General features: G+C 64.5%; 24 protein-coding genes. 12 read left to right on the forward strand and 12 right to left on the reverse strand.

Annotation, left to right across the window (positions count from 1 at the left end; genetic code table 11):
* Positions 1-164: 164 nt before the first annotated feature.
* The gene (gene serB, locus H2052_RS09810; RefSeq protein WP_293780920.1) at positions 165-1,046 is read right to left on the reverse strand and encodes a phosphoserine phosphatase SerB; all 882 of its coding nucleotides are present in this window, start codon (positions 1,044-1,046) and stop codon (positions 165-167) included.
* On the opposite strand from serB, the gene miaA reads away from it, so the two are divergent.
* Entirely contained in the window at positions 1,045-1,920 is an 876-nt protein-coding gene (gene miaA / locus H2052_RS09815) for a tRNA (adenosine(37)-N6)-dimethylallyltransferase MiaA (protein ID WP_293780923.1), read from the forward strand. The two genes, serB and miaA, sit on opposite strands and share 2 nt — an antisense overlap.
* On the opposite strand, the gene H2052_RS09820 is transcribed toward miaA, so the two are convergent.
* Positions 1,880-3,904 (reverse strand): CHASE3 domain-containing protein, encoded by a 2,025-nt coding sequence (locus H2052_RS09820; protein ID WP_293780926.1) that lies wholly within the window; start codon positions 3,902-3,904, stop codon positions 1,880-1,882. The genes miaA and H2052_RS09820 overlap by 41 nt on opposite strands.
* Positions 3,905-4,071: 167 nt before the next feature.
* Between H2052_RS09820 and H2052_RS09825 the strand changes: the two genes are divergently transcribed.
* The 9 genes from H2052_RS09825 to H2052_RS09865 all read left to right on the forward strand — a co-directional run bounded on the left by H2052_RS09825 (position 4,072) and on the right by H2052_RS09865 (position 13,127).
* Complete coding sequence (locus H2052_RS09825) at positions 4,072-5,823, forward strand: acetolactate synthase 3 large subunit (protein WP_293780929.1); 1,752 nt, start codon at positions 4,072-4,074, stop codon at positions 5,821-5,823.
* The gene (ilvN, locus tag H2052_RS09830; RefSeq protein ID WP_121048069.1) at positions 5,823-6,335 is read left to right on the forward strand and encodes an acetolactate synthase small subunit; all 513 of its coding nucleotides are present in this window, start codon (positions 5,823-5,825) and stop codon (positions 6,333-6,335) included. The genes H2052_RS09825 and ilvN overlap by 1 nt, the downstream gene beginning before the upstream one ends.
* Positions 6,336-6,381: 46 nt before the next feature.
* Positions 6,382-7,401 carry a ketol-acid reductoisomerase gene (gene ilvC, locus H2052_RS09835; protein WP_293780935.1) on the forward strand — a complete coding sequence of 340 codons (1,020 nt, stop codon included), beginning with the start codon at positions 6,382-6,384 and terminating at the stop codon, positions 7,399-7,401.
* Between the two features lie 87 nt (positions 7,402-7,488).
* The gene (locus H2052_RS09840; RefSeq protein ID WP_293780938.1) at positions 7,489-8,094 is read left to right on the forward strand and encodes a YceI family protein; all 606 of its coding nucleotides are present in this window, start codon (positions 7,489-7,491) and stop codon (positions 8,092-8,094) included.
* Between the two features lie 148 nt (positions 8,095-8,242).
* Positions 8,243-8,911 carry a PEP-CTERM sorting domain-containing protein gene (locus H2052_RS09845; RefSeq protein WP_293780941.1) on the forward strand — a complete coding sequence of 223 codons (669 nt, stop codon included), beginning with the start codon at positions 8,243-8,245 and terminating at the stop codon, positions 8,909-8,911.
* A 200-nt stretch (positions 8,912-9,111) separates the two neighbouring features.
* Complete coding sequence (locus H2052_RS09850) at positions 9,112-9,390, forward strand: hypothetical protein (RefSeq protein ID WP_293780944.1); 279 nt, start codon at positions 9,112-9,114, stop codon at positions 9,388-9,390.
* A 233-nt stretch (positions 9,391-9,623) separates the two neighbouring features.
* Positions 9,624-11,180: a 2-isopropylmalate synthase gene (locus tag H2052_RS09855; protein ID WP_293780947.1), complete on the forward strand. Its 1,557-nt coding sequence runs from the start codon at positions 9,624-9,626 to the stop codon at positions 11,178-11,180.
* A gap of 88 nt (positions 11,181-11,268) precedes the next feature.
* Complete coding sequence (locus H2052_RS09860; protein WP_293780950.1) at positions 11,269-12,366, forward strand: hypothetical protein; 1,098 nt, start codon at positions 11,269-11,271, stop codon at positions 12,364-12,366.
* Entirely contained in the window at positions 12,363-13,127 is a 765-nt protein-coding gene (locus tag H2052_RS09865) for a hypothetical protein (protein WP_293780953.1), read from the forward strand. Before H2052_RS09860 ends, H2052_RS09865 begins: the two co-directional genes overlap by 4 nt.
* Positions 13,128-13,180: 53 nt before the next feature.
* Here H2052_RS09865 and rpsD read toward each other — a convergent pair whose 3' ends face one another.
* Positions 13,181-13,795: a 30S ribosomal protein S4 gene (rpsD, locus tag H2052_RS09870; protein ID WP_293780956.1), complete on the reverse strand. Its 615-nt coding sequence runs from the start codon at positions 13,793-13,795 to the stop codon at positions 13,181-13,183.
* Between the two features lie 236 nt (positions 13,796-14,031).
* Here rpsD and H2052_RS09875 point away from each other — a divergent pair, with 236 nt between their 5' ends.
* A complete protein-coding gene (locus H2052_RS09875; protein ID WP_293780959.1) occupies positions 14,032-15,981 on the forward strand; it encodes a S9 family peptidase in 1,950 nt (649 codons plus the stop codon).
* Positions 15,982-16,333: 352 nt separating this feature from the next.
* On the opposite strand, the gene H2052_RS09880 is transcribed toward H2052_RS09875, so the two are convergent.
* The 5 genes from H2052_RS09880 to H2052_RS09900 form a co-directional block, all read right to left on the reverse strand.
* Positions 16,334-17,065 (reverse strand): RNA methyltransferase, encoded by a 732-nt coding sequence (locus tag H2052_RS09880; protein ID WP_293780962.1) that lies wholly within the window; start codon positions 17,063-17,065, stop codon positions 16,334-16,336.
* Positions 17,062-17,532 carry a transcriptional regulator NrdR gene (gene nrdR / locus H2052_RS09885; protein WP_293780964.1) on the reverse strand — a complete coding sequence of 157 codons (471 nt, stop codon included), beginning with the start codon at positions 17,530-17,532 and terminating at the stop codon, positions 17,062-17,064. The genes H2052_RS09880 and nrdR overlap by 4 nt, the downstream gene beginning before the upstream one ends.
* A 30-nt stretch (positions 17,533-17,562) precedes the next feature.
* Positions 17,563-18,870 (reverse strand): serine hydroxymethyltransferase, encoded by a 1,308-nt coding sequence (gene glyA, locus H2052_RS09890; RefSeq protein ID WP_293780967.1) that lies wholly within the window; start codon positions 18,868-18,870, stop codon positions 17,563-17,565.
* A gap of 20 nt (positions 18,871-18,890) precedes the next feature.
* Positions 18,891-19,322, reverse strand: a complete 432-nt coding sequence (gene rpiB, locus H2052_RS09895) for a ribose 5-phosphate isomerase B (RefSeq protein WP_293780970.1) — start codon at positions 19,320-19,322, stop codon at positions 18,891-18,893.
* Between the two features lie 194 nt (positions 19,323-19,516).
* Positions 19,517-20,533: a patatin-like phospholipase family protein gene (locus H2052_RS09900; RefSeq protein WP_293780973.1), complete on the reverse strand. Its 1,017-nt coding sequence runs from the start codon at positions 20,531-20,533 to the stop codon at positions 19,517-19,519.
* Positions 20,534-20,613: 80 nt separating this feature from the next.
* On the opposite strand from H2052_RS09900, the gene H2052_RS09905 reads away from it, so the two are divergent.
* Positions 20,614-21,429: a DUF5694 domain-containing protein gene (locus H2052_RS09905; protein WP_293780976.1), complete on the forward strand. Its 816-nt coding sequence runs from the start codon at positions 20,614-20,616 to the stop codon at positions 21,427-21,429.
* Here H2052_RS09905 and hemA read toward each other — a convergent pair.
* The 4 genes from hemA to H2052_RS09925 all read right to left on the reverse strand — a co-directional run bounded on the left by hemA (position 21,426) and on the right by H2052_RS09925 (position 26,094).
* Positions 21,426-22,640, reverse strand: a complete 1,215-nt coding sequence (gene hemA, locus H2052_RS09910; RefSeq protein WP_293780979.1) for a 5-aminolevulinate synthase — start codon at positions 22,638-22,640, stop codon at positions 21,426-21,428. The two genes, H2052_RS09905 and hemA, sit on opposite strands and share 4 nt — an antisense overlap.
* A gap of 127 nt (positions 22,641-22,767) precedes the next feature.
* Complete coding sequence (locus tag H2052_RS09915) at positions 22,768-23,910, reverse strand: hypothetical protein (protein WP_293780982.1); 1,143 nt, start codon at positions 23,908-23,910, stop codon at positions 22,768-22,770.
* A 31-nt stretch (positions 23,911-23,941) separates the two neighbouring features.
* Complete coding sequence (locus tag H2052_RS09920; RefSeq protein ID WP_293780984.1) at positions 23,942-25,069, reverse strand: hypothetical protein; 1,128 nt, start codon at positions 25,067-25,069, stop codon at positions 23,942-23,944.
* Positions 25,066-26,094 (reverse strand): enoyl-CoA hydratase/isomerase family protein, encoded by a 1,029-nt coding sequence (locus tag H2052_RS09925; protein ID WP_293780987.1) that lies wholly within the window; start codon positions 26,092-26,094, stop codon positions 25,066-25,068. Before H2052_RS09925 ends, H2052_RS09920 begins: the two co-directional genes overlap by 4 nt.
* Positions 26,095-26,108 lie beyond the last annotated feature (14 nt).

Consider the following 26,108-nt stretch of genomic DNA (forward strand, 5'->3'; position numbering starts at 1 on the left):
GCGATCGACCGCATTCGGGCGATGCACCGCACGGCCGCAGGACAAGCCCTGATCCCGCAGCTGCTTGCCGAAGGCGAGCGCTGGCTGAACCGCATCGAACTCATCCGTGAGGGCGCGATCGGTGCCCGCATCCTGATCGCGACGCGGCGGGACCGCGCGAGGCGCTAGGCGGAAAACCAGTCAGCGCGGGGGATGCCGAGCGCGTGGAGAAGCACGGTAAGATCGCCGCGACGAATCCGCATGTCTGCCGCATCAGCAAGCTTGGGCTTCGCGTGATAGGCGACGCCGAGGCCCGCCGTCTCCACCATCAGCAGGTCGTTGGCGCCGTCGCCGATGGCGATCGTCTCGGCGAGCGCTATGCCTCTCTCCTGCGCCGCGCCGGTCAATGCCTCGCGCTTGGCATTCGCGTCAACGATCGGCGGCACCACCTTGCCGGTGAGCACGTCGCCATGCGTTTCGAGCACGTTGGCGCGCGCTTCGTCGAAGCCGATCATTTCCGCAACCGGACCGGTAAAGCGCGTGAAGCCGCCCGAAACAAGCAGCGTGTAGACACCGTGCCGCCGGAGCGTCCGCACAAGCGTCTGCGCGCCGGGCGACAGGCGCACCCGGTCGCGCAGGCAATCGTCTATGGCCGCGACAGGGAGTTCGGCAAGCAGCGCAACGCGGCCTTCGAGCGCACCGATGAAATCGATCTCGCCGCGCATCGCCGCCTCGGTCACTGCGCTGATCTCGGCCTTGAGCCCCGCGTAATCGGCAAGCTCGTCGATGCACTCGACCGTGATCATCGTCGAATCCATGTCGGCGATGAAAAGCCGCCGCCTGCGTTCCGCTGCCGCCTGAACGATAACGTCGGCGTGCGGCACCGCAGCCTCCACGGCGTCGCGTACAGCGGCGGCGGGACCGGTTCCCGAGAACTCGGCGACAGCTTCAGCTTCCGTCCAGCGCGCTGCCCCTGCGTCCATACCGGCAGCGGCAGCGGCATCGCGCGCCGCGCTCACATCGCCCGCGGATAGACGCTCCGATCCCACGATTGTAACAAGCTTCATGACCTCGCCTTCCTTGCCGCCGCTGGCGGTCATTGCAGGACCGACTGCCAGCGGCAAGTCAGCATTCGCGCTGCGCATGGCGGAAACGCGGCGCGGTGTCATCATCAATGCGGACGCAAGCCAGTGCTATCGCGACCTCAGCATCCTCTCCGCCCGTCCCTCACCCGCCGAGACCGCGCGCGCGCCGCACCGGCTCTATGGATTCCTCGAGGCCAAAGCTCCGCTCGGTGCCGCAGGGTGGGCCGCCCTCGCACGGCGCGAGATCGCGCGCGCGCACGATCAGGGCCTGCTTCCGATCCTTGTCGGCGGCACAGGCCTTTATCTGCGCACGCTGCTTCAAGGTATCGCGCCGGTCCCCGAAATCGACCCGGACGTCCGCGCCCTGGTCCGTGCGCTCGATACCGCAGCACTCGCGCAGGCGCTTGCCCGCGAAGACCCGGCCATGGCCGCGCGCCTCCACCCCAACGACACGCAGCGCATGGCGCGTGCGCTGGAAGTGAAACGCAGCACCGGCGTCTCGCTCGGCGATCATCAGGCGCAGCTTTCGGGCGGATTGCTTGGCACGGTGGCGCTGGAGCCCGCCGTCGTCGAGATCGACCGGGACGAACTCGGCCGCCGCTGCGACGCGCGCTTCGATACGATGCTGGCGGACGGCGGCCTCGACGAGGCCGTGCGGCTGCTCGCCATGCACCTCGACCCGGCGCTCCCCGTGATGAAGGCGATCGGCGTCCCGCCGCTCATCGCTCATCTCAAGGGTGAAGGTACGCTGGAAGCAGCGATCCTACGCGCGAAGCTCGATACGCGGCGCTACGCCAAGCGCCAGCGCACGTGGTTCAGGAACCAGACGCCGGATTGGCCGCGGCTTCAACCTTAGACGCTTGATCGAGGGTCTCGCGCACCTTCTGGGCGAGGCCCTCCATCGTATACGGCTTGCGGACGGTCGCGGCTGGCGGATCGAGCGGCTCGCCATCAACACCCGTGCGGGCGAAACCGCTGGTGTAGAGAATGCCAAGCTCAGGCCAGCGCGACAGCGCCTCTCGTGCCAGTTCATCGCCGTACATGCCGGGCATTACGATATCGGTGAACAGCAAGTGGATGCCCGGGTGTTCGTCGAGGATTTCGAGCGCTTCCTTGCCGTTCGCGGCGTGGCGCACCGTGTAGCCGAGCTCGCGCAGGTTCTCGACCGTCACCATGCGGAGCTGGTCCTCATCCTCCACCACAAGGATCGTCTCTTCGGAGCTTCCACCCGCGAGCGGCCCTTCCGCACGCGGGACCGATGGAACGACGCGCCCGATGATCTGCACGGGCAGATAGATATCGACACGCGTGCCTTCGCCCGGCGTGGACTCGATCGAGATATGACCGCCGGATTGATGGACGAAGCCATGCACCTGGCTGAGACCGAGGCCGGTTCCCTTGCCCACGGCCTTTGTCGTGAAGAAGGGCTCGAAAACACGCTCGACCACCTCCGGCGGCATTCCCTGCCCCGTGTCGGTGACGCTGATCAGCGCGTAGGCGCTTGCCGCCTCGCCTTCCGGGAGCGGTTCGCCGTTCGGCACATAGCGCGTGGTCTCGATCCGGAGCGTGCCGCCGTCGGGCATCGCGTCGCGCGCATTGGCGGCGAGGTTAATGATGACGTTCTCAAGCTCTCCGGGATCGACGAACACCGGCGGAATATCATCTCCGAATTTCGTTTCCACGGCTATTCGCTCGCCGAGCGTGCGGCCAATCAGATCGACGACGCCTTTCATCAGCGTGTTCACTTCGACAGTCTGCGGATTCAGCGACTGACGCCGTGAAAACGCGAGCAACCGCGCCGTCAGGGACGCGGCGCGGGTCGCTCCCTCGCGGGCATTATCGATCAACTTCAAGACACGCGCATCTTCCGTGCTGATCCGCCGCTTCAAAAGGTCGAGGCTGCTGATGATGACCGCGAGCATGTTGTTGAAATCGTGCGCGATACCGCCAGTGAGCTGGCCGACGGCCTCCATTCGCTGCGCCTGACGAAGGCGATTTTCGGCCGCCTCGCGCGATGCGATTTCGGCGCGGAGCGCGACGTTCGCCTGCGTCATTTCATGCGTGCGGGCAGCGACCGCCGCCTCCAGCACGTTCCGCCTGATCTCCCCGGCTTCCTCGCGCTCCAGCGCCAGCTTGGTGCGGTACACCATGTAAGCGAGCGCGATCATGGAAATGAGCGCCGCCACCAGCAGCGCAACACCGAGCGCCGCCAGCCTGTAGAGCGACTGCGCGCCGAGCTGGTCGCGCTTTACAACCTCCTGCTGCCGCCGGTCGAGAACGGCGCGCTGCTCGGCGACGATCTCGTTCATCATCGCCTGAATCTCGTCCATCAGGCGACGGCCGTAGCCCGAGGCGACGTCGATCCGCGCCTCCTCCATGCGGCCCCGGCGGGTCATCTCCACCGACCGTGCCATTTCCTCCAGCTTGAGCGCGATGAGCCGCCGCAGCACGACGAAGCGCGCCGTCTGCCGCTCGTCGCCTTCGCCGATTCTGGTCTGCATGTCATCGAGCACGGTCGAGCTACGCGCGATCGCAGCCTCATAGGGCTCAAGGAACACCGGGTTTTCGGTGAGCACATAGCCGCGCTGACTGCGCTCTGCCTCCTGAAGCGCATTGATCGCACGCTCTGCAGCAACAAGGCTCTCGAAACCCTCGCTGGTGCGGGCAACGGCTTCGGTGCGCGTGCGTTCGATGTCGACCGCGCGTTGAAACGCGGCAAACGAAATCGCACCGATGCCTATGAGCGCGGCAAGCAGCGCGAAGACCCCAACGACAAAATGCCAGGTCCGGGTTCCGGTACGGCGATCCTCGAACCCGGTGGAAACGGTAGCGTCATCCATCCGGCGCATCTTGCCGAACTTGACGATCGAAGGCGAGGCCTCAAAGCGCCACACCTATTTTGCATCTATCATGCGCTATTAAATTTAAATTTGTACGAATATTTCAAGAGGTGGGGTTGCCCTGAACGTTTTAATCTCGTACATGCGCGGGCCGAATCAAGGAAACCATGGCTGTGAACGAACAGAAAACCGGAGCGGAAAATCTCATCCAAGCGCTGACCGAGCTCGGCGTCGATACCGTTTTCGGCTATCCGGGCGGCGCCGTGCTGCCGATCTATGACGCGCTGTTCCAGCAGTCGGTGATCAAGCACGTCCTTGTCCGCCACGAGCAGGCCGCAGTCCATGCAGCTGAGGGCTATGCACGTTCGACCGGCAAACCCGGCGTCGTGCTCGTCACCTCCGGCCCCGGCGCGACCAATGCCGTCACCGGCATCACCGACGCGCTGCTTGATTCCATCCCGGTCGTCGTGCTCACCGGGCAGGTCGCCACGCACCTCATCGGGTCGGACGCCTTTCAGGAGTGCGACACGGTCGGCATCACCCGCCACTGCTCCAAGCACAACTATCTGGTGAAAGATCCGGAGCGGCTGGCGGACATCGTCCACGAGGCGTTCCACATCGCCACCTCCGGCCGCCCCGGCCCCGTCGTCATCGACATTCCGAAGGACGTTCAGGTCGCGCGCGCGGGCTACCGCAAGCGTTCGGCGCTGCATAACGGCTACAAGCTGCAGCTGAAGGGCGAACTGAAGGACATCGAAGCCGCCGTCGAAATGCTGGCGAAGGCCGAGCGTCCGATCCTCTACACGGGCGGCGGCGTCATCAATTCCGGCAACGGCGCCGCGCAGCTTCTGCGCGAGCTGGCCCGTGTCACGGGTGCGCCCGTCACCTCGACGCTAATGGGCCTCGGCGCCTTCCCAGCCGCCTCGCCGCAGTGGCTCGGTATGCTTGGTATGCACGGCACCTATGAAGCCAACATGGCGATGAACGAGTGCGACCTGATGCTGTGCATCGGCGCCCGCTTCGACGACCGCGTCACCGGGCGCCTCGACGCCTTTTCGCCGAATTCGAAGAAGATCCACATCGATATCGACCGCTCCTCGATCAACAAGAACGTGAAAGCGGACCTCGGCATCGTCGGCGACGTCGGCCACGTCCTTGAAGACATGCTGAAGATCTGGAAAGCGCGCGCCCACAAGGCCGTCGACCAGAAGGCATGGTTCGCGAAGATCGACGCGTGGCGGACGAAGGACAGCCTCGGCTTCCGGCAGACCGGCAAGGAAATCCTGCCGCAATACGCGATCCAGCGCCTTTACGAGGCGACGAAGGCGAAGGCGCCGATCATCACCACAGAGGTCGGCCAGCACCAGATGTGGGCCGCGCAGCATTTCCATTTCGAATCGCCGCGCAAGTGGCTGACCTCGGGCGGGCTCGGCACGATGGGTTACGGGCTCCCTGCCGCAATCGGTGCGCAGATGGGCAATCCCAGGGCGCTCGTCATCGACATCGCGGGCGAGGCCTCGATCCTGATGAACATTCAGGAGATGTCCACGGCCATCCAATATCGCCTGCCCGTGAAGGTGTTCGTGCTCAACAACGAGTATATGGGCATGGTCCGTCAGTGGCAGCAGCTCACCTACGAGAGCCGCTATTCCGAAAGCTACAGCGAGGCGCTCCCCGATTTCGTGAAGCTCGCGGAGGCATACGGCTGGAAGGGCATCCGCATCGAGGACGTTGATGGCCTCGACGCCGGGATCGCCGAGATGCTGGCGTATGACGGCCCCGTGTTCGTCGATTGCCGCGTCGCAAAGCTGGAGAATTGCTTCCCGATGATCCCGTCCGGCGCCGCCCATACGGAAATGCTTCTGAATTCGTCCGACGTGAAGGGCGAACTCGACGAAGACGCGCAGGCGCTCGTCTGATGCGCGATCTCGGCCCCATCCGGCGGCATACGCTCGCCATCACCGTCGACAACGAGTCCGGCGTTCTTGCGAAGATCGTCGGCCTGTTCTCCGCGCGCGGCTACAACATCGAAAGCCTGACCGTGGCGGACATCACGGAAACACACGATGTCAGCCGCATCACCATCGTCACCTCCGGCTCGCAGGAGGTTATCGACCAGATCGAAGCGCAGCTCGACCGGCTCGTGACCGTCCACAAGGTCAGCGACCTCACCGAGCTTGGGCCGCACGTCGAGCGCGAGATGGCACTGCTGAAGGTCACGGGCGGCGGGGACAAGCGGCTGGAGGCGATGCGCCTTGCCGACATTTATCGCGCGCGCGTCGTCGACGCCACAATCGAGAGCTTCATTTTCGAGATCACCGGGTCCACCGAGAAGGTCAACACGTTCATCGCACTGATGCGCGAGGTCGGCCTTGTCGAGGTCGCGCGCGGCGGCGTCGTCGCCATCTCGCGCGGCAAGGATCCGAGCTGAGTTTTTCGTTTTTCCTCCCAATTCGAACAGAGAAAGTCCTGAAATCATGCGCGTTTATTATGATGCCGATGCCGATTTGGGCCTCATCAAGGGCAAGAAGGTCGCGATCGTCGGCTATGGCAGCCAGGGCCACGCCCATGCGCAGAACCTGCGCGACAGCGGCGTCGCCGAAGTCGGCGTGGCGCTCCGCGAAGGCTCGGCCACCGCGAAGAAGGCCGAAGCCGCCGGCTTCAAGGTGTTCTCGAACGCCGATGCCGCCAAGTGGGCGGACGTCATCATGGTGCTGGCACCCGATGAGCATCAGGCCGCGATCTATGCGAACGACCTCGCGCCCAACATGAAGGAAGGCGCCGCGCTCGCCTTCGCGCACGGCCTCAACGTCCACTTCGGCCTCATCGAGCCGCGCGCCGACATCGACGTGTTCATGATCGCGCCGAAGGGCCCCGGCCACACGGTGCGCAGCGAATATCAGCGCGGCGGCGGCGTGCCCTGCCTGATCGCCATCGCGCAGGACGCGACCGGCAACGCCCACGATGTCGCCCTCTCCTATGCGTCCGCCGTCGGCGGCGGCCGTTCGGGCATCATCGAGACGACGTTCAAGGAAGAGTGCGAGACCGACCTGTTCGGCGAACAGGCCGTGCTTTGCGGCGGGCTTTCGAGCCTCATCATGGCGGGCTTCGAAACGCTGGTGGAAGCCGGCTATGCGCCTGAAATGGCCTATTTCGAGTGCCTGCACGAAGTGAAGCTGATCGTCGACCTGATGTACGAAGGCGGCATCGCCAACATGCGCTACTCGATCTCCAACACCGCCGAATACGGCGACTACAAGACCGGCCCGCGCATCGTCACCGAAGAGACCAAGGCTGAAATGAAGCGCGTGCTCGCCGATATTCAGCAGGGCCGCTTCGTCAAGGATTTCATCCTCGACAACCGCGCCGGCAACCCGGAACTCAAGGCTGCGCGCAAGAACCAGAACGCGCACCAGATCGAAGAGGTCGGCGGCCGCCTGCGCGCGATGATGCCGTGGATCGGCAAGAACAAGCTCGTCGACAAGGCCGTGAACTAACACGCTCCGTCACAAGAGCTTCGGTTGACAGGAACGGCGCCCGCGGCACAGGCTGCGGGCGCCGTTTCCCGTTTCAGGAGCCCCGCCATGAAAGCCCAGCTTGTCGCCCTCGCCCTCATCGGCCTCACAGCCCCCGCATTCGCCCAGGGCCAGCAGGGCGCAGAGGCCGCCGCGAAAGTCGCCGCCGGCACCTATACGGTCGATACCGATCACACGCAGATCGCGTGGGGCATCAACCACCTCGGCTTCAATGTCTATTACGGCATCTTCGGCGGCACGACCGGCACGTTGACGCTGGACCCCGCGAAACCGGCGTCTGCGAGCGTCTCGCTGACCATACCGGTCGACCAGGTGACGACGACCAGCGAAAAGCTGAACGCACACCTCAAGACCGCCGACTTCTTCGACACCGCGAAGTTCCCGACCGCCACCTTCAAATCGACGGCGGTCGTCGTCGACGGCCTCAAGGCGAAGATCACCGGCGATCTCACGATCAGGGGCATCACAAAGCCGGTTGTGCTGGATGCGCGCTTCACCGGCGCGGGTCCCAACCCGATGAGCAAGATCGAAACGGTGGGCTTCGAGGCGCGCGCCACCATCAAGCGCAGCGATTACGGTATCAACTATGCGCTCCCCGTGCTCGGTGACGAGGTCAGCCTGCACATCACCGCCGCTTTCGAACGCCGCCCGTGATCGCGGGCGGCGTGTCGGGCAAACTTACAGAGAGATTATAGCTAACGCGCTGTTAACTATCGTCTATCGTGCAAAAGCTCAACTCTTCGATTCTGGCATCGTCCCTGCATCTGATGGACCGAACACGGTTTGATCAGAGGATTATGTCATGAAGTATGCTTTCGCTTTTGCCGCCATGCTCGCTTCCACCAGCGCGGCGGCTGCTGTGATCTCGTCGTCCGTGGGCGGCGTCCCGGTCGGCGCCAACGTCTACGAGAGCTTCGACGCGATCGGCCCCGGCGGCACGACTGCGAGCGGTATCACCGTCTCGTTCTCCGGCACGGATGCTGGCACGGCTTCGCTTCCGAACGTCGGCGGCAAGTATGCGGCGCCCTATGTTTCGGGCGGCAACGGCACGCTGTTCGGCAACGCGCAGGCGGATGGCCAGGACGTCACCCAGTATCTGACGACCGGCATCGGCAGCGTCACGCTCGATCTTGGTGACGATCACCAGTATTTCGGCATCCTGTGGGGCTCGGTCGATACCTACAACTCGCTGGCCTTCTATGCGGGCGACACACTGCTCTTCACCTATTCCGGGTCTGATGTGGCCGCAGTCGCCAACGGCGATCAGGGTGCAGCCGGCACCTACTACGTGAACATCAATTCGGACACGGCCTTCAACAAGGTGGTCGCCTCCAGCTCGGGCTATGCGTTCGAGTTCGATAACGTCGCGCTCGCCTACAAGCCGATCACCGACGTGCCCGAACCGGGCGCGCTCGCGCTCTTCGGTCTCGGCGCGATCGGCATTGCCGCCGCGCGTCGCCGCAAGGCCTGAACAGCTTCGTTCTCAGGTGGAAAGGGCGACCTCCGGGTCGCCCTTTTTCTTTGTGTTCACAAGATGCTGTCGCCCATTTTTACAGTTCCGTGATCGTTCCTTCTGCCTTAACCATCGAAACGGTTGATGTGGCACGCGGCGGGAACGCTGGCACTGCTTTTGCATTCACACTGTACAAGACAGTGGAGAGGAAACCGGCAATGATCGTTCGGTATGGTATAGCAGCCTTGGCAACCCTTCTGGCAGCGGCCCCGGTCGCCGCTGAGCCCGTGGAAAACGGTTCGGAAGTCGCCGCCCTCCTCTCCGATCTCGAGGGTCGCTGCTGGGCCGTGGACATCGACGGTGCCATTCTCGATGCAGACGCCATGGCGCAGATCGAAGGCCCCATCGATATCGAACTCGAATGCGTGATGAGTGAAATCAAACCCGCATCCGCCAGTCCGAACCACAAGGTGCCGCTGCCCGCGAACGTCATCTGACGCCGTTCGGGGCTGGACAAACCCGGCCGTTTCCCACATAGACTGCCGCCCATGATGCGGCACAACAGCCTCGCCCTTTCTCAGCGCGCTCTTCTCGCGCTCCTTCGACTTACGCGCCCTTAGGCGCGCGGGTTTTGCTGTCTGGCGCTCTGGACGCGCCGCCGCCTAAGGGTCTCGATCGAACCGAACCGCAAAGGTTCGCATCTGTTTTTCCGAGATTTTGAAGGTGTGCCATGTCCAGCCAGAACTATGTGAAGATTTTCGATACCACGCTGCGCGACGGCGAGCAGTCTCCCGGCTGCTCGATGAACCTCGCCGAAAAGCTGCGCGTCGCGGAACAACTGGAGGCGCTTGGCGTCGATATCATCGAAGCCGGCTTCGCCATCGCTTCGGAGGGTGATTTCGAAGCCGTGCAGGCCGTTGCTCGTCAGGCGAAGAAGGCCACGGTCGCCAGCCTCGCGCGCGCTGCCGTCGGCGACATCGACCGCGCTTGGGCCGCGCTCAAAGACGCGAAGAGCCCGCGTATCCATACGTTCATTGCCACCTCGCCGCTCCACATGCGCGTGAAGCTGGAGATGGAGCCGGAGGCGGTGCTGGAGAAGATCCGCGCCTCGGTCAGCCATGCCCGCAACCTTTGCCCCGACGTGGAATGGTCGGCGGAAGACGCGACGCGCAGCGACCTCGACTTTCTCTGCCGTGCGGTCGAAACCGCGATCCGCGCCGGTGCCTCCACGATCAACTTGCCCGACACGGTCGGCTACGCGACGCCCGAGACCTACGGCGCGATGTTCCGCGACGTGATTTCACGCGTTCCCAACGCGGATCAGGCGGTCTTCTCCACCCATTGCCACAATGACCTCGGCCTCGCCGTCGCCAACACGCTGGCGGCAGTCGCGGGCGGCGCGCGGCAGGTGGAATCGACGATCAACGGCATCGGCGAGCGTGCGGGCAACGCCGCGCTTGAAGAGATCGCCATGGCCCTACGCGTGCGCCACGACGTCATGCCTTACGAAACCGGCGTCGAGACGCGCGAGATCACCCGGGCATCGCGGCTCGTCTCGGCCGTCACCGGCTTCCAGGTGCAACCCAACAAGGCGATCGTCGGCGCCAACGCCTTCGCGCATGAAAGCGGCATCCATCAAGACGGGATGCTGAAGGACGCGAGCACCTACGAGATCATGACGCCGGAATCGGTGGGACTCTCCGAATCCAGCCTCGTCATGGGCAAGCACTCGGGCCGCCACGCCTTCCGCCAGAAGCTGGAAGAGTTGGGCTACAAGCTCGGCGACAACGAGTTCCAGGACGCCTTCAAGCGCTTCAAGGATCTCGCCGACGCCAAGAAGCACGTCTACGACGAAGACATCATCGCACTCGTCGATGACGAGACGATGCGGGACAATCAGGCGATCCAGTTCAAGGAGCTGGAAATCTACTGCGGCTCGCACGGTCCCCAGCGCGCCATCCTGACGCTTGAGGTTGATGGCGAGGAGCAGACCGTCACCACGCGCGGCAACGGCCCTGTTGACGCCGTGTTCAAGGCGATGCGCAAGATCGTGCCGCACGACGACGCGCAGCTGACGCTGTACGAGGTCCATGCCGTCACCGAGGGCACGGACGCGCAGGCGACGGTCAGCGTCGTGCTCGCCGAGGACGGCCGCACCGTGCGCGGCACGGGTGCGCATGTTGATACGATGGTCGCGTCCGCGAAAGCTTACGCAAATGCGCTCAACAAGCTGATCGTGAAACGCGGCCGCAGTGAACTTCCGGCGGTGGCGCGCGCAGGCAACTGAACGCCGACGGCTGAACGCTGATTTCCGGCATCCGGGCGGGCGCACGGTTGCGCCGCCCGCGAAGTCATGGTTACCAGCGGCCATGTCGTTGGGGTCGCGCATCAAAATCTGCCTGGCGTTTCTGATTGTCGCAGCGGCCCTCCCCGCTTCGGCGGGTACGGTCGCGCGTTTCCAGGACAACAGGCTCGCACTCTACAGCGAGAATGGCGACGCGCGCGTCCTGCGCCGCAGCGACCTGACACCGCTGCTGCGTGGAAAACCGGACTGGTCGGTGACTGCGGACATCGCCGCGCTCGGCAAGGCCGAGAAGAAGTCGTGGCACCTCGTCGATGCCGATTGCCTGCCGCCGACATTCGAGCGTTGCCTGCTGTTCCTTGCGGAAACCGGTCGTCCTGGTGTCACGCTGCGCGAATACGACGCGCAGGCGGGCGGTTTCGTGCCGAACGGCTTCAGGCTTCCGCCGGGGCCGACGCAGGCGATCTGGTACGACGACAGTCGCATTCTCATCGCCGCCAACACCGGGCCCGGATCCCTGACGAGCGCCGGCGTGCCGCGCCTGCTCAAGCTCTGGACACGCGGCCAGCCCGTGTATGTGGCAACGACGATCCTCGCCGCACCGTTCGATGCGCGCGGCATCCGACCGTTCTTCTCGCTCTCGGGCGGCGGCCTTTTCCACGCCGCCGAGGTGACGACCGCGAGCGGCGCGCATGAACTTTATCACTTCGGCTGGGCGCAGAATTTCCGTCGGTCGCAGTTGCCGACCGACGCGCGGCTGCTCGACTTCTTCCAGGGCCGCGCGATCGCCGTGCTTGGCGACGGCGGCTGGATGACATCGGACGGCCGCCTTCCGCCGGGCAGCCTCGTCGCCTATCCGATGGCACCACTGCTCGGCCCCGCCAGCCAGACGCTGCCCGAGCTTGCCTACACGCCGCCCGCAGGGTTCCGCATCATCGCCGCGAAGGCCGGTCGAGACACGCTTTACCTCCACCTGCGCGGTGCATCGGGCGACCGGCTGGTTTCGCTCAGAAAAGGCGCGCCGAGCTGGCCCGCCGCAAACATCGCGCTGCCCTCCGCCGGCGCGCTCGAACTCGTCGCGGCGAGCGATCTTGCGGACATCGCGCTCGTCGTCAGCGGCAGCGAATTCCATATTGTGGGTCGGGGGCGAACGCGTACCATAACGCCATGACGTCTTCCGCCCCGCTCGATCTCATCGCCGCTCTCCGGCTCGCACTCACGATCTTCTGGCGGCAGTTCGCGCCGATCATCCTGCTCGGCCTCGTTTTCCTTACCCTGCCTGCCGTTGCGCTCCGTACGCTCAGCATTGCCACAACCGACGCGCCCGATCCGGCGCTCGGCACCATCGCCGAAACGATGCGCTGGCTGCTCGTGATGATCTTCTTCTGCGCCGTCACCGGCGGCATTCTCGCCCGCACGAGCGATCCGCGCACGTTCATGCGCGCAGGGCTCAGCCGGCTCCAGCCGGGACTCGTCGTCGCTCTCATCATCGGCATCGGCCTCATGACGATGCGCATCATCCTGCTGCTGGCCTCGCGCCTGCTGCAACTGGGGCAGATGAACTCGCTGCTGTTCACCGCCGCCTGCATTGCCGTCTTCGCCGTATGGGTGCTCGCCATTCCTGCGGCGCTCCAAGAGCGGCAATGGCCGATGGTCGCGTTTCAACGCTCAGCCGAGCTCACGCGCGGCAACCGCTGGCGCCTGTCCGCGCTGTGCATCCTCATCGCGCTCGCCTTGATGCCGGTGGTCATGGCCGTCCGCTTCGTCGTCTTTCACGCCGCGCAGACGCCGCAGCAAGTCGCTGCGATCGTCCAGTCGATGACGATCACCTCGCCCGCGCTCTGGATCATCCAGCTCTCCACGCTACTCGTTTACGGGCTGCTGTCGGTGGTGCCGGCGGCGCTCTACCTGACGCTTGCGGGGCGCAGATAGAAAAAGGGCGCCGCCTTCCGGCAGCGCCCCGTTTTCCGCAAAAGCCGTGAGGCTTAGCGCGAGTAGAACTCGACGACGAGGTTCGGTTCCATGCGGACCGCATAGGGCACCTCGTCGAGCGTCGGCACGCGCACGTAGGTCGCCTTGCCGTCGCCGTCGACCGAGACATACTCGGGAACTTCACGCTCGCTGAGGCCCTGCGCCTCGAGAACCAGCGCCATTTCCTGCGCCTTCTTGCGCAGCGAAAGCACGTCGCCCGGCTTCACGCGGCGGCTGGCGATGTTGCACTTCTCGCCGTTCACCTCGATGTGGCCGTGGTTCACGATCTGACGCGCGGCGAAAATCGTCGGCGCCCACTTGGCGCGGTACACGACCATGTCGAGGCGCTGCTCAAGGAGACCGATCAGGTTCTGCGAGGTATCGCCCTTCATGCGGACGGCTTCCTCATAGACCTTGCGGAACTGCTTCTCTGTAACGTCGCCGTAATAGCCCTTGAGCTTCTGCTTGGCGCGGAGCTGGATGCCGAAGTCGGAAAGCTTGCTCTTGCGGCGCTGACCGTGCTGGCCGGGGCCGTATTCGCGCTTGTTCACCGGGCTCTTCGGACGGCCCCAGATATTCTCGCCCATGCGGCGATCGAGCTTGTACTTTGCACTGCTGCGCTTCGACATGCGCCATCCTTTCAATTCGCGTTCAAAAGTGCCCGGAACCGCACCATCCTGCCATTCACAGAATGCGGCGCCTGCTTCACCGGACGTGCAGGGCCAATTGCGAAGGCGCGCGTCTAGCGGGGCTGTTAAAGACTGTCAACGTGTTTACCGCCCACGGCCTCCGCAGAACACCGATCCAGCCTTGCAAAGACGCCAATCAAGGAGATAGTTTCTTGCAAGCAACGGTGGGGCGAGTCATGAAGAATCAGTTGTGCGCGGCATATGCGTTCTTACTCTCAGCCCTTCTTCCATTTCACGCTATTGCAGAAATGTCCGACGCAGCCCGACTTTTTGGTGCGCGCGAAAGCATGGAATCCGTCAGCTTGTCGCCGCTCGGCGATTATGTTGTTTACAAGACACCCGCCAGTTCGCGCGGAACACACTTCATTGCGGCCCATATCGCCACGGGTAAGCAAAATCTCGTCACTACGTCATCGTTCGAACGGGCACGCGTCTCGGACTGTGAATGGGCGAAAAACGATCGACTTACGTGCCTTGTCGAGGGCGAACAGCGACTGGCCGGCACGCCGATCGGGTTCTCGCGAATGTTCGCCGTTGGCCGCGACGGCTCCAACCTGAGGATTATCGGCACACGAAGCAACGAGCGAACGCTTGAAATCAATCAGTTTTCAGGTGGCATTATCGACATGTTACCCGACGACAAAGAGAACGTGCTCATGCAGGTACCCATCCTTGAGGAACAGTCGACCGGCACACGTCTCATCGCTCCAGAATCGGGAATCGGCGTCAAGCGTTTCAATATCTACAAGGGCACGTCCGCCATCGAAGAGCGCGCCGGAGAAAACGTGAGCCGCTACATAACCGACGGGGATGGCCGCGTGCGCTATCGCATCGTGCGCGTGGTCGACCGCAATCAGAATTATACCGGCAAGAGCAATCACTGGTACCGGAGCCGGGACGACAAAAAATGGAAGCCGATAAGCCTCTCCGATGAAGCCTACGTCTACGGTTTCGATGACAGTGGTGACAGCATTTACGTTACGGAGCCGGTGGATGGCCGCGATGCGCTCGTAAAGATCACACTCGAAAGCGGTGCCAAGCAAACGGTGTTCGCGCACGACCGGGTCGATGTCGCCGGCCTTGCGCAGATCGGCAAAAGGAAACGTCCTGTTGGCGTCTATTACTTCGATGAATACCAGCACATCGAATATTTCGATCCGACACTGAAGGCGCTTACCAAAAGCCTGTCGAAGGTGCTGCCGGGCAAAACCATCACGCTCCTCAACACGTCATGGGATGAAAACCGCATTCTCCTGCTCGCGAACGCGGACGATGATCCGGGGAAATATTACGTTTTCGATCGCACGAGCCGCGAACTCATGCTCATCAGCGGCGCACGAGACCAACTTGAAGGCAAGACGCTCGCAAAGTCTAAGCCGGTGAATATCCCCGCTGCTGACGGAACCCGTATTCCCGGCTATCTGATGCTCCCGCCGGGGATGGAAGGCAAGCGGCTGCCGCTTGTGGTCATGCCGCATGGCGGTCCCTCATCTCGCGACACCTGGGGATTCGATTGGCTTCCTCAGTACCTCGCCGCAATCGGTTATGCGGTGCTCCAACCCAATTACCGCGGCTCATGGGGTTATGGAGACGAATGGCTCGGCGAGAACGGTTTCCAGGGCTGGCGCCAGGCGATCGGCGACATCAACGACAGTGCCCGCTGGGCCGTTGCGAGCGGGATCGCAGACCCAGGACGCCTGGCGATCGTGGGATGGAGCTATGGCGGGTACGCTGCCCTGCAATCAAACGTCGTCGATCCCGCGCTCTACAAGGCTGCCGTCGCGATCGCCCCGGTCACGGATTTTGCGCAACACGTCAATGATAAGCGAAATTTCGTAACAGGCCGCCTCGTCAGAAATCTTGTCGGCAGCGGGCCGGAGCTTAACACCGCCTCACCCGCGAAGAACGCCGCCGCCATTCGCGCCCCTGTCTTGATGTTTCACGGCTCGATCGACCTCAATACGAACGTCAATCAATCGCGCTCCATGGCGCGCGAGCTTCGCAAAGAAGGCAAGTCGGTTGATTATGTCGAGTATGACGGGCTTCAGCACGGTCTTATCGATAGCGACGCTCGCATCGACATGCTGACGCGCATCCGCGCGTTCTTGCAGGACAATCTGCGCTAGGGCCGTAGAAATCCGAAAAGGGTCCGCGTTCGCTATTGCGACAGCGAACTGCCGACAGTGCGGTGCCGACGGAAATGATCTTCGGCGGCGTTCTTGTGGATCGCTCCCTCGGCTTCCCATACACTCTTGGGCTTGCAAACCTTCGCTGGCCGCAAGCGGGTGCCGACCTCAGGCTCGGGTCGCTTGCAGACCATCGGGTCAGCCTCTTCGCCAGCCGCAGAATCCCGTTCCGGAGACGCAAAGGCCAAGCCGCCGAAACCAAATACGACCCATACGGCTGCCAAAATCCTAGCTCTCACACGATACTCCCTGTGACTTCGGGGCTGCAATTCTACCCGGATAGCGCGCAACTTCAATTCCGCTCTTTCGTCAGCGCCGTGATGACGCCCCTCAGCGTTCGTACCTCCTTTGCCGAGTAGCCCGGACGGGTAAGCATGTTCCTGAGCGTGCGGCGCGAGGCGGGTGCGCGGCTTTCGACGCGGAAATATTCCGCCGCATCCAACGCTGTCTCGAGCTGGCCGATGAGGCCTTCGAGGTCGGCCTGGGGGGCCGGGCCTTCGTAGTTGTCGAAAGTAGACGCCTCGCCCACGCCGGCTTTCGACCATTCGTAGGCGAAGAGGATGACCGCCTGCGCGAGATTGAGCGACCCGAATTCGGGGTTCACCGGCACGGTGAGGATCGCCTGCGCGAGCGCGACATCGTCGGTTTCAAGGCCCGAGCGTTCGGGGCCGAACAGGATCGCGGTGCGCCCGGCGCGGCCGCGCGTGTCCTGCGCGGCCTTTCCGGGGCCGACGACTTCCTTGGTGAGCCCGCGCTTGCGCACGGTGGTGGCGTAGACGAACGCGCAGTCCGCCACAGCGTCGGCGACAGTTTCGTAGACGCGGGCATTTTCGAGCACGATGTCGGCACCGCTCGCCGCCGGACCCGCATCGGGGTTCGGCCAGCCGTCGCGCGGGGAGACAAGGCGCATCTCGGCGAGCCCGAAGTTGAGCATTGCGCGGGCGGCCTTGCCGATATTCTCGCCCAGCTGCGGCCGCACCAGCACAATGGCGGGCGGCGGCGGACCGGCCGCCGCGCCGGTCACTTCGCCCCCGTCCTCGCGACGGTTTCGATGGCGCCGATGAACTCCTCGAAGTCCTTCGCCTCGCGGAAATCGCGATAGACGCTGGCGAAACGCACGTAGGCGACGGCGTCGAGGGTCTTCAGCCCTTCCATCACCGCCTGCCCGATCACCTCGGCCTCGATCTCGGCCTCGCCGATCGCCTCCATCTGGCGGACAATGCCGGACACCAGCCGCTCGATGCGCTCGGGCGCGATCGGCCGCTTGCGGCAGGCGATCTCGATGGAGCGGGCGAGCTTGTCGCGCTCGAAGACTTCCTTGTCGCCGGACTTCTTGAGGATCACCAGCTCGCGAAGCTGCACACGCTCGAACGTCGTGAAGCGCGCGCCGCACGCCGGACACTGACGACGACGGCGGATCGCGCTGCCGTCTTCGGTCGGACGCGAGTCCTTGACCTGGCTATCCTCGCCTCCGCAAAACGGGCAGCGCATCGCTCGTCCCCCCTTCCCCGACCTTGTGCGTCAGAGCCCCGGATAGATCGGGAAGCGGTCGCAAAGCGCCTTCACGCGCGCCCGCACGTCCGCCTCGACCGCACCATTGCCCTCGGCGCCGTTTGCGGCAAGACCATCGAGCACATCGGCGATCATGTCGGCGATCAGCGTGAACTCGGCCTGCCCGAAGCCGCGCGTCGTTCCGGCGGGCGAGCCGACGCGGATGCCGCTCGTTTTCGTCGGCGGGAGCGGATCGAACGGCACGCCGTTCTTGTTGCAGGTGATGTGGCTGCGCTCCAGCGTCTCGTCGGCATCCTTGCCGGTGAGGCCCTTGGGGCGAAGGTCGATCAGCGCGAGGTGCGTATCCGTGCCGCCCGCGACGACATCGCAGCCGCGCTCCTTGAGGCGACCAGCGAGTGTCTTCGCATTGGCGATCACCGCCTGCGCATAGACCTTGAAGCTCGGATCGAGCGCCTCCCCGAACGCCACGGCCTTCGCGGCGATCACGTGCATCAGCGGGCCGCCCTGAAGGCCGGGGAACACCGCCGAGTTGATCTTCTTTCCGATCGCCTCGTCATTCGAGAGCACCATGCCGCCGCGCGGGCCGCGCAGTGTCTTGTGCGTGGTGGTGGTGACGACATGCGCGTGCGGCAGCGGGCTCGGGTGCAGCCCCGCCGCGACGAGACCGGCGAAGTGCGCCATGTCGACGAGCAGATACGCGCCCACCTTGTCGGCGATCTCCCGGAAGCGCGGGAAATCGAGCGTGCGCGGATAGGCCGAGCCACCCGCGATGATGAGCTTCGGCTTGTGCTCCAGCGCCAGCCGCTCGACCTCGTCGAAGTCGACGAGGTGATCGCTTTCGCGCACGCCGTATTGCACGGCGTTGAACCACTTGCCGGACTGCGCGGGCGGCGCGCCGTGTGTCAGGTGGCCGCCGGCGGCGAGGCTCATGCCGAGGATCGTCTCGCCCGGCTGTACCAGCGCCATCATCACCGCGCCGTTCGCCTGCGCGCCGGAGTGCGGCTGCACGTTGGCATAGGCGCAGTCGAAGAGCTTGCGCGCGCGGTCGATGGCAAGCTGCTCGACCTCGTCCGAAGGGGCGCAGCCCTGATAGTAGCGCTTGCCGGGATAGCCCTCGGCATACTTGTTGGTGAACACGCTGCCTTGCGCTTCCAGAACGGCGCGGCTGACGATATTTTCGGAGGCGATCAGCTCGATCTGGTCGCGCTCGCGGGTCAGTTCCCTGGTGATCGCGTCGAAAACCGCCTTGTCGGCAGTGGCGACACCGTCCGTGAAAAACCCGTCCTGGGCAAGCGGCGTGGCGGCGGCGGTGCTCATGCTCGTATCTCCTTCGTGGGCTACGCCGACAATTTGTCGACGCGCCGCTGGTGACGTCCGCCCTCGAAGGGCGTGTTCAGAAATTCATTGAGGCAGTCGCGCGCCGTCTCGATGCCGATCAGGCGTTCGCCGAGCGCAAGGATGTTCGCATCGTTGTGCTGGCGCGACAGCCGGGCCATCAGCCCGTTCATGCAGAGCGCAGCGCGCGCGCCCTTCACGCGGTTCGCCGCGATCGAAATGCCGATGCCGGAGCCGCAGACGACAACGCCCTTCTCGGCCTTGCCAGAGGCGACTGCTTCGCCGACCGCGCGGCCGAAATCCGGGTAATCGACGGACTCGCCGCCGTTCGTGCCGAGGTCGAGCACCTCGTGACCGGCTTCCTTCAGCCAGTCCGCAACAGCGGACTTCAGGACGTAACCGGCGTGGTCGCTGCCAATGGCGATAACGGACATGGAGCGGCGGGCCTCATGCAAGCTGCGGGTGCGATTCGCGTGAGCGCACTATCTAGGGGAGCGACCCTTCCGGCGCTACCAAGAATTGTAACACAGGGCTGCGCTGTGCGTCCCTCGACTTCGCTCGGGATGAAAACCCTTCTTACGCGACGATCATCATCCCGAGCGAAGTCGAGGGACGCACAACCTCTACGCTATTCAAAAATCCCCCTCAGATCGAGCGTCGCCGTCTTCCCCACGGCCCCGTAGTTCGCCTTCAGCCACTGCTCCGCCTTCACCCGCCCCAGGTCGCGCAGGGCGGTGAGGAAAGGCCAGTCCGCATTTACCTTGGTCGCCGGCGAATAGGCGGCAAGCTCCTCCCCGCCGTCGACACGGTGCATCAGGATCTTGCGATACCGCCTCCCCGCGACGATCTGGCCGGTCTCGATCAAGCGGTCGACGAACTCGACGGCGCGCAGTTCGCGCAGAAGCGAGCCGTTGAAGGCGATCTCGTCAATGCGGTTGTCGATGTCCTCGACGCTGGTGGGCAGCTGTCGGCGCTCGATCGGGCTGACCTGCACCAGCAATATGTCTTCCGGCCCCGGGTGGTAGAACAGCGGGAACAGTGCCGGATTGCCCATGTAGCCGCCATCCCAGTAGGGCTCGCCGTCGATCTCGACCGCCTGAAAGAGCTGCGGCAGGCAGGCGGAGGCGGCGAGCACATCCGCCGTTACCTCGTGACCCGAGAACACGCGCACCTTGCCCGTGAACACGTTGGTGGCCGCGATGAACAGCGTCAGCGCCCTGCAACTCCCGATCTTCTCGAAATCGAAGGAGTCAGCAACGATATCGCGCAGCGGATTGAAACCCGCGGGATTGAACTGATACGGGCTCATGGCACGCGATACCTGCCGGAGGATTTCGCGGCCCGACGTGCCGTGCCCGGTCCACGCCGCCCACCAGTCGCTCCACGGCGTATCGCGCACGGGCACGAACATCGCCGCGTCGGAAACACGCTTCCAGAAGCGGTCGAGACATTCCCGCGCGCCGTCGCGACCGCCCGTCATCCAGCCCTGCGCAAGCGCGGCGGCGTTCATCGCGCCCGCGCTGGTGCCCGAAATGGCGGAGAGTTCGATGCGCTTGTCCTCGAGCAGCCGGTCGAGAACGCCCCAGGTGAACGCGCCGTGGCTGCCGCCGCCCTGAAGCGCGAGGTTGATGGTTTTCGTCGCCATGACGGGAGCTTAGCGTGCGCGGTGCGGCTTGCCTATCGAGGAAGTGTATTGCATAAATAATACACAAACAGGGAGGTTCCATGCGCATTGCCACGCTTGCCCTCATCGGGGCCGTCATCGCCTTCCCGGCTGCCGCCGCGGACACTTCAATCATGGTGCTCGGCACCTACCATTTCTCGAACGCCGGTATGGACAAGGCGAACGTGAAGGCGGACGACGTGACCGCCCCTGCCCGGCAGGCGGAACTCGAACGGCTGACGGACGCGCTCGCGGCGTGGAAGCCCGACAAGGTGCTGGTGGAATGGCAGTATCCCCAGCCGTTCACGGTTCCCGGATACCGAGCATTCAAGCCCAAAGACCTGGAGACGAAGACCAACGAGGTCGTCCAGATCGGCTTCCGGCTGGCTCGAAAGCTCGGCCACGCCGAGGTCTACGGCTTCGATGAGCAACCCGGACCCGGCGAGCCCGACTACTTTCCGTTCGGCCCAGTGGAAGTCTTCGCCACCGCCCACGGACAGAAGGGCGAACTCGACGCGGTGTTCGACTATTTCCGGCGGCAGGCCGAGGCGCAGACGAAGGCGCAGGAAACTCAGTCGATCTCCGAACTGCTGCTCACCATCAACGACCCTGCCCGCAACGCGGCCGAACACGCGAAAGGCTACTACGGCATGCTCCGCTTCGGCGACGGCGAGGATCAGCCGGGCGCCGTGCTGAACGCCATGTGGTACATGCGAAACGCCAAGATGTTCGCCAAGATCGGCCTTATCGCGAAGCCGGGCGAGCGCGTGCTGGTGCTCGTCGGATCAGGCCACAAATACTGGCTGGAGCATTTCGCCGGAACGACGCCGGGTTTTGTTGCCGTAGACCCGCGTCCGTATCTCGAAAAGGCCCGTTAGGCCGCGATGCGCATTTCCAGGCGGTCCCAGATTTCCGCGAGCGCGCGGACGAGGTCGTCCATCATCGCTTCGCTGTGATTGGGGCCCGGGGTGAAGCGCAGACGCTCCGTGCCGCGCGGCACTGTCGGGTAGTTGATCGGCTGCACGTAAACGCCGTACTCGATGAGCAGGATGTCGCTGATCTTCTTGCACTTCGCGGGATCGCCGACGAGCAGCGGCACGATGTGCGTGGTGGACGGCATCACGGGTAGACCCGCGCCCTGCATCTTCGTCTTCAGCATCTCGGCGGCGGCCTGTTGACCCTCCCGCTCGACGGAGGACGATTTCAGGTGGCGCACACTGGCGAGCGCGCCGGCGACGAGCACCGGCGCAAGGCTGGTCGTGAAGATGAAGCCCGGCGCGTAGCTGCGGATCACGTCCGTCAGCGTCTTGGACGCCGCGATGTAGCCGCCCATGATGCCGAACGCCTTGGCGAGCGTGCCTTCGATGATGGTCAGGCGGTGCGCGACACCGTCCCGCTCCGAAATACCGCCGCCGTGGTCGCCGTACATGCCGACCGCGTGGACCTCGTCCAGATACGTCAGCGCGTTATACTTGTCGGCGAGGTCGCAGATTTCGGCGATCGGCGCGATGTCGCCGTCCATCGAGTAGACGCTTTCGAACGCGATCAGCTTCGCAGCGTCCCTTGGCGCCTCGGCAAGCAGCTCTTCGAGATGTTCGAGATCGTTGTGACGGAACACGCGCTTCTCGCAGCCCGCGCCGCGGATGCCCGCGATCATCGAGGCGTGGTTCAGCTCGTCCGAAAACACGATGCAGCCCGGCAGCAGCTTGCCGAGCGTGGAAAGCGTCGCCTCGTTCGAGATATAGCCCGAGGTGAAGAGCAGCGCGGCTTCCTTGCCGTGAAGCTCGGCAAGCTCGTTCTCAAGCTCCAGGTGATAGTGCGTGTTGCCGCCGATGTTGCGCGTGCCGCCCGAGCCCGCGCCGACGTCGCGCAGCGTCTCTTCCATCGCGGCGATCACGTCCGGATGCTGGCCCATGCCGAGATAGTCGTTCGAGCACCAGACGGTGATCGGGCGCGCGCCGTTATGGCCGGCGAAGCAGCGCGCGTTCGGGTAGTTGCCCCGATTGCGCAGGATGTCGATAAAAACGCGGTAGCGGCCCTCGGCATGAAGGCGATCGATCGCGTCCTGGAAAATGCGGTTGTAATCCACGCTCTCTAACCCGTCCTGCCCGCCGTTTTGACCGCTTTACATCGGAGGTGGCATCGCCGTCACCCCACTTTATGTCGCAGCCTTCTGTTGCGATTTATTCGCAACTTTAACGAGGAGCTGGAATGACTTAGATCAATTTCTCGACAAGAAAGCTGTCGATGGCGAATTTCGCGGCCCAGTTGAGGTACGCCCACTGGCCGTATTCACCGTCGATCGGGAACGAGCCGCGCACGCCGCCGACGAGATCGGGATTGCCGTCCACGGCGATCGTGCGGCGCACGAAGCCATTCAGACCCTTGCCTGCCTTGACGAAAGCGTCGCCGCCGCCGAGCGGAGCGAGATAGAACAAGCTTTCGGCAATCTGCACATTGCCGGTGAGGCACGACCACTCGACCGCCGCCGACCAGTCCGACCTGAGACGGCCCGGAAGTGCGCCGTCGCCGCGGAGCGCGCCGACGAGGGCGCGCGCCATCTTCAGCGCCGCGTCGAGGTAGCGCTGCTCGCCCGAAAGCCGGTGCGCCTCGACAACGCCGCGCAGGTAGTAGCCGAGCGTGTGTGTGAGCGGCTTGTCCTTGTGCTGCAGGCAGCAATCATCGACCCAGCCGTTTGCCTGCATCTTGCCCAGCGCCCAATCGACCTGACGCAGCCCGGCTGCGCCATAGCCTTCGCCGGGCGTGGTGCGCTCGGCTTCGAACAGGCCCCACGATACGTGCGTTTCATAGGCCTTTTCACCCGCGTGCGTGAACGGCGACGGGTGCGAACGCCAGCAGCCGTCGGGATCGAGCGAATCCCGGAGGAAGCGCGCGGCGCCGTGCATGGCGTCCAGATACTTGGCGTCGCCGAACGTGCGGGCGCCGATGGCGAGGCCGATCAGGATCTGGCCGGTGTTGAAGGTGACGGACTTCACCGGCACGGCATCGATCTTGCCGCCCTGGAAGCCGCCGTCTTCGAGCTGGATCGCGCAGAGCCAGTCGAGCATCCGCCGCGCGCGGGCTTCCTCGCCCAGCACCAGCAGCGTCGGGATGATGTAGCCGGTGGTTTCGGGGTAGCTCGTCGCCCAACCCTTCGCGACGTGATAGTCGCGCGCGACGCCGCCGTCGGCAGTGGCCGAGCAATCCTGCGCGCGGCCGAGCCATGCGGTGCAGGCCGCCACGGCAGCATCGATACCGGGATCGGCGAACGGCAGCCCGGCTGCGTCGCGTTTCTTTGCCTCGCGCTCGGCGGGGGCAAGCTGGAAGTCGTTGTAGAGCGATTTCAAAGTATCGAGCATGGGCTCCACCTAGCTGGAGTCGGTTAAGGTTTCATCGCCGTCCGGCGAGGCCGAGCTTGCGTGCGATACGATTGCCGCCGACGGAGAACCAGGGGCCGGGATCGTCAGCGCGCCAGAGTGCGTCGACCGCCCGCCAACCGGAGCCCGATTTGGGCACGACCGCGCCGGATGCGACCGCGCCGGGATCGCGCCAGCCTAACCGGTGTTTCGGCTGGGCGTCGGGCAGCGGCAGGCGCATCTGATCGGCGAACTGCACCGCGGGCAGATTCACACCGTTCAGCGTCGCCAGCTCCGATTGATAGTCGGTACGGCAAGCGGTCGGCTCGATCATGATGAACGCGCCCGTTATCGCGTGGCGCTTGAATTCGAGGCTGCCCATGCCCTGAAAGCGCGCCGCGGCGAAAAACGCCTGCGTGTCGGCGGCGAGGCGCGCGTGCGCTTCGGGCGCGGGCGCACAGCCTGCCGTGCCGCCCACGCGCGGCGGCCAGCTTGCCGTCTTGTAGCCCGTGTAGGCGGCGAGCATGTCGCTCTCCGCGCCGAAATAGCCGAGGCAGAAGAACACGCTGCCGTCGTCCCCCGGCACATATTCCTGCGCCACGAGTTCGCCCGCAGCAGCGAGCATGTCCGGGATCATCGGGGCGGCGTCGGCGGCGCTGTCGAACACGTACGCCTTCTTGAAGCGCGCCTGATAGGCGGCGACGTGTTCGCTCGGCTTCACGATCAGAGGCGGCGTAAGCGTGTCCAGCAGCGCGAGATCATCGGCGCTGCGCAGCGTCACCGTGCGCGGCACGGAAAGCCCGGCACGCGCCGCAATGGGCATGAACCGGTCCTTGTTGACCATCGCCTCCACGACGTCGCGGTCCGGCATCGCGATGCGATAGCCGGCAATCCGGTCCCGGTTCGCTGCCACCGTGGCAACGCTGTCCTCGCGCGTCAGTAACAGTACGGGGTCGTGATCGAGCCGCGCGCGGTATGCCGCGAGCGCTTCGACAAGCCCTTCGCCAGCAAGCGGCGCCCTCGCCTTCGTGCCGTGGCGCGTTGCTGTATAGGGCCCCATCGTGTCGTCGAAAGCGTGCACGCGGATGCCCGCCGCCGCCAGCGACCGCACGACGCCGAGGCCATTGAGGCCAAGGCCGACGACAAGTGCGCTGCCATTCAAAAGCTGAGGTCTCCCCACGCCGGCGGCGCAAAGTAGCCGTCCACCATTTCATCGGTCACGTCGCGGAGCGCGGCGGGACGCCAGCGCGGCGACTTGTCTTTCTCGATGAGCTGGGCGCGGATCCCTTCGAAGAAATCATGGCCGGACTTGATCGCGGAAACCAGCCGGTATTCGCGGCGAAGGCATCCGGCGAGGTCGTCGCCTTTCGCTTCACGGAGCGCGCGGAGGCTGATTTTCATGCTCGTCGGCGACATCTTCATCAGCACGTCGCGCTGCGCCACCGCCCAGTCGCTGCCGAGTGAGAGCGATTCCATGATCGCCTCCACCGTATCGAAGGCGAAGTGCCGATCGATCTCGGCGCGAACCGCCTCAAGCGGCGCAGGCCCCGCATCCGAATGGAAGGCGTTCAGCGTCTCGGGCACATCGCCGCCCTGCGCGAGCGCATCGGTCAGCGCCTCGATCCGAGCGCTGGCGGTGTGGTGCGTGCCGTAGCCCGCATACATGCAGTCCGCGGCTTTCAGACGCGCGCCGGTGAGGCCGAGATAGGTGCCGACCTCGCCCGGCATCTGCGCGAGCGCGTGCGTGCCGCCGACGTCGGGAATTAGGCCGATGCCGGTTTCAGGCATGGCGAACAGCGTCTTTTCGGTAACGACGCGGTACGGCGCGTGGACCGAGACGCCGACACCGCCGCCCATGCTGAAACCGTCGACAAGTGCCACGTAGGGCTTCGGAAACGTGCCGATGGCAAGGTTCATGCGGTATTCGTCCGCGAAGAAGCCTTCCCACTCCGACGTGCCTTCCTTGCCGGAATGGTAGAGGCCTACCACGTCGCCGCCCGCGCAGAACGCCTTTTCACCCGCGCCGCGAATGATCACCACCGAAACCGCGTCGTCGCCGGCCCACGCATCGAGTTGACGGTGCAGCGCGAGGCACATCTCGCGATTGAGCGCATTCAGCGCTTGCGGTCGGTTCAGTGTGATCAGTCCGGCGCATCCGCGCCTTTCAAACACGATGTCGTCGGTCATCCAGCTTCCCTCAA

The organism is Sphingosinicella sp. (assembly GCF_013911755.1).
In the GTDB taxonomy this organism is placed as follows: Bacteria; Pseudomonadota; Alphaproteobacteria; order Sphingomonadales; family Sphingomonadaceae; genus Sphingosinicella.

Excerpts from the sequence above, each read along its gene's own strand:
- rpiB (WP_293780970.1), bottom strand. The coding sequence starts at position 19,322 with ATGTCCGTTATCGCCATTGGCAGCGACCACGCCGGTTACGTCCTGAAG.
- H2052_RS09850 (WP_293780944.1), top strand. The coding sequence starts at position 9,112 with ATGATCGTTCGGTATGGTATAGCAGCCTTGGCAACCCTTCTGGCAGCG.
- H2052_RS09915 (WP_293780982.1), bottom strand. The coding sequence starts at position 23,910 with ATGCTCGATACTTTGAAATCGCTCTACAACGACTTCCAGCTTGCCCCC.
- serB (WP_293780920.1), bottom strand. The coding sequence starts at position 1,046 with ATGAAGCTTGTTACAATCGTGGGATCGGAGCGTCTATCCGCGGGCGAT.
- H2052_RS09905 (WP_293780976.1), top strand. The coding sequence starts at position 20,614 with ATGCGCATTGCCACGCTTGCCCTCATCGGGGCCGTCATCGCCTTCCCG.
- nrdR (WP_293780964.1), bottom strand. The coding sequence starts at position 17,532 with ATGCGCTGCCCGTTTTGCGGAGGCGAGGATAGCCAGGTCAAGGACTCG.
- H2052_RS09845 (WP_293780941.1), top strand. The coding sequence starts at position 8,243 with ATGAAGTATGCTTTCGCTTTTGCCGCCATGCTCGCTTCCACCAGCGCG.
- ilvN (WP_121048069.1), top strand. The coding sequence starts at position 5,823 with ATGCGCGATCTCGGCCCCATCCGGCGGCATACGCTCGCCATCACCGTC.
- H2052_RS09825 (WP_293780929.1), top strand. The coding sequence starts at position 4,072 with ATGGCTGTGAACGAACAGAAAACCGGAGCGGAAAATCTCATCCAAGCG.
- H2052_RS09865 (WP_293780953.1), top strand. The coding sequence starts at position 12,363 with ATGACGTCTTCCGCCCCGCTCGATCTCATCGCCGCTCTCCGGCTCGCA.
- H2052_RS09820 (WP_293780926.1), bottom strand. The coding sequence starts at position 3,904 with ATGGATGACGCTACCGTTTCCACCGGGTTCGAGGATCGCCGTACCGGA.
- H2052_RS09925 (WP_293780987.1), bottom strand. The coding sequence starts at position 26,094 with ATGACCGACGACATCGTGTTTGAAAGGCGCGGATGCGCCGGACTGATC.
- ilvC (WP_293780935.1), top strand. The coding sequence starts at position 6,382 with ATGCGCGTTTATTATGATGCCGATGCCGATTTGGGCCTCATCAAGGGC.
- H2052_RS09900 (WP_293780973.1), bottom strand. The coding sequence starts at position 20,533 with ATGGCGACGAAAACCATCAACCTCGCGCTTCAGGGCGGCGGCAGCCAC.
- rpsD (WP_293780956.1), bottom strand. The coding sequence starts at position 13,795 with ATGTCGAAGCGCAGCAGTGCAAAGTACAAGCTCGATCGCCGCATGGGC.
- miaA (WP_293780923.1), top strand. The coding sequence starts at position 1,045 with ATGACCTCGCCTTCCTTGCCGCCGCTGGCGGTCATTGCAGGACCGACT.
- H2052_RS09840 (WP_293780938.1), top strand. The coding sequence starts at position 7,489 with ATGAAAGCCCAGCTTGTCGCCCTCGCCCTCATCGGCCTCACAGCCCCC.
- H2052_RS09875 (WP_293780959.1), top strand. The coding sequence starts at position 14,032 with ATGAAGAATCAGTTGTGCGCGGCATATGCGTTCTTACTCTCAGCCCTT.
- H2052_RS09855 (WP_293780947.1), top strand. The coding sequence starts at position 9,624 with ATGTCCAGCCAGAACTATGTGAAGATTTTCGATACCACGCTGCGCGAC.
- glyA (WP_293780967.1), bottom strand. The coding sequence starts at position 18,870 with ATGAGCACCGCCGCCGCCACGCCGCTTGCCCAGGACGGGTTTTTCACG.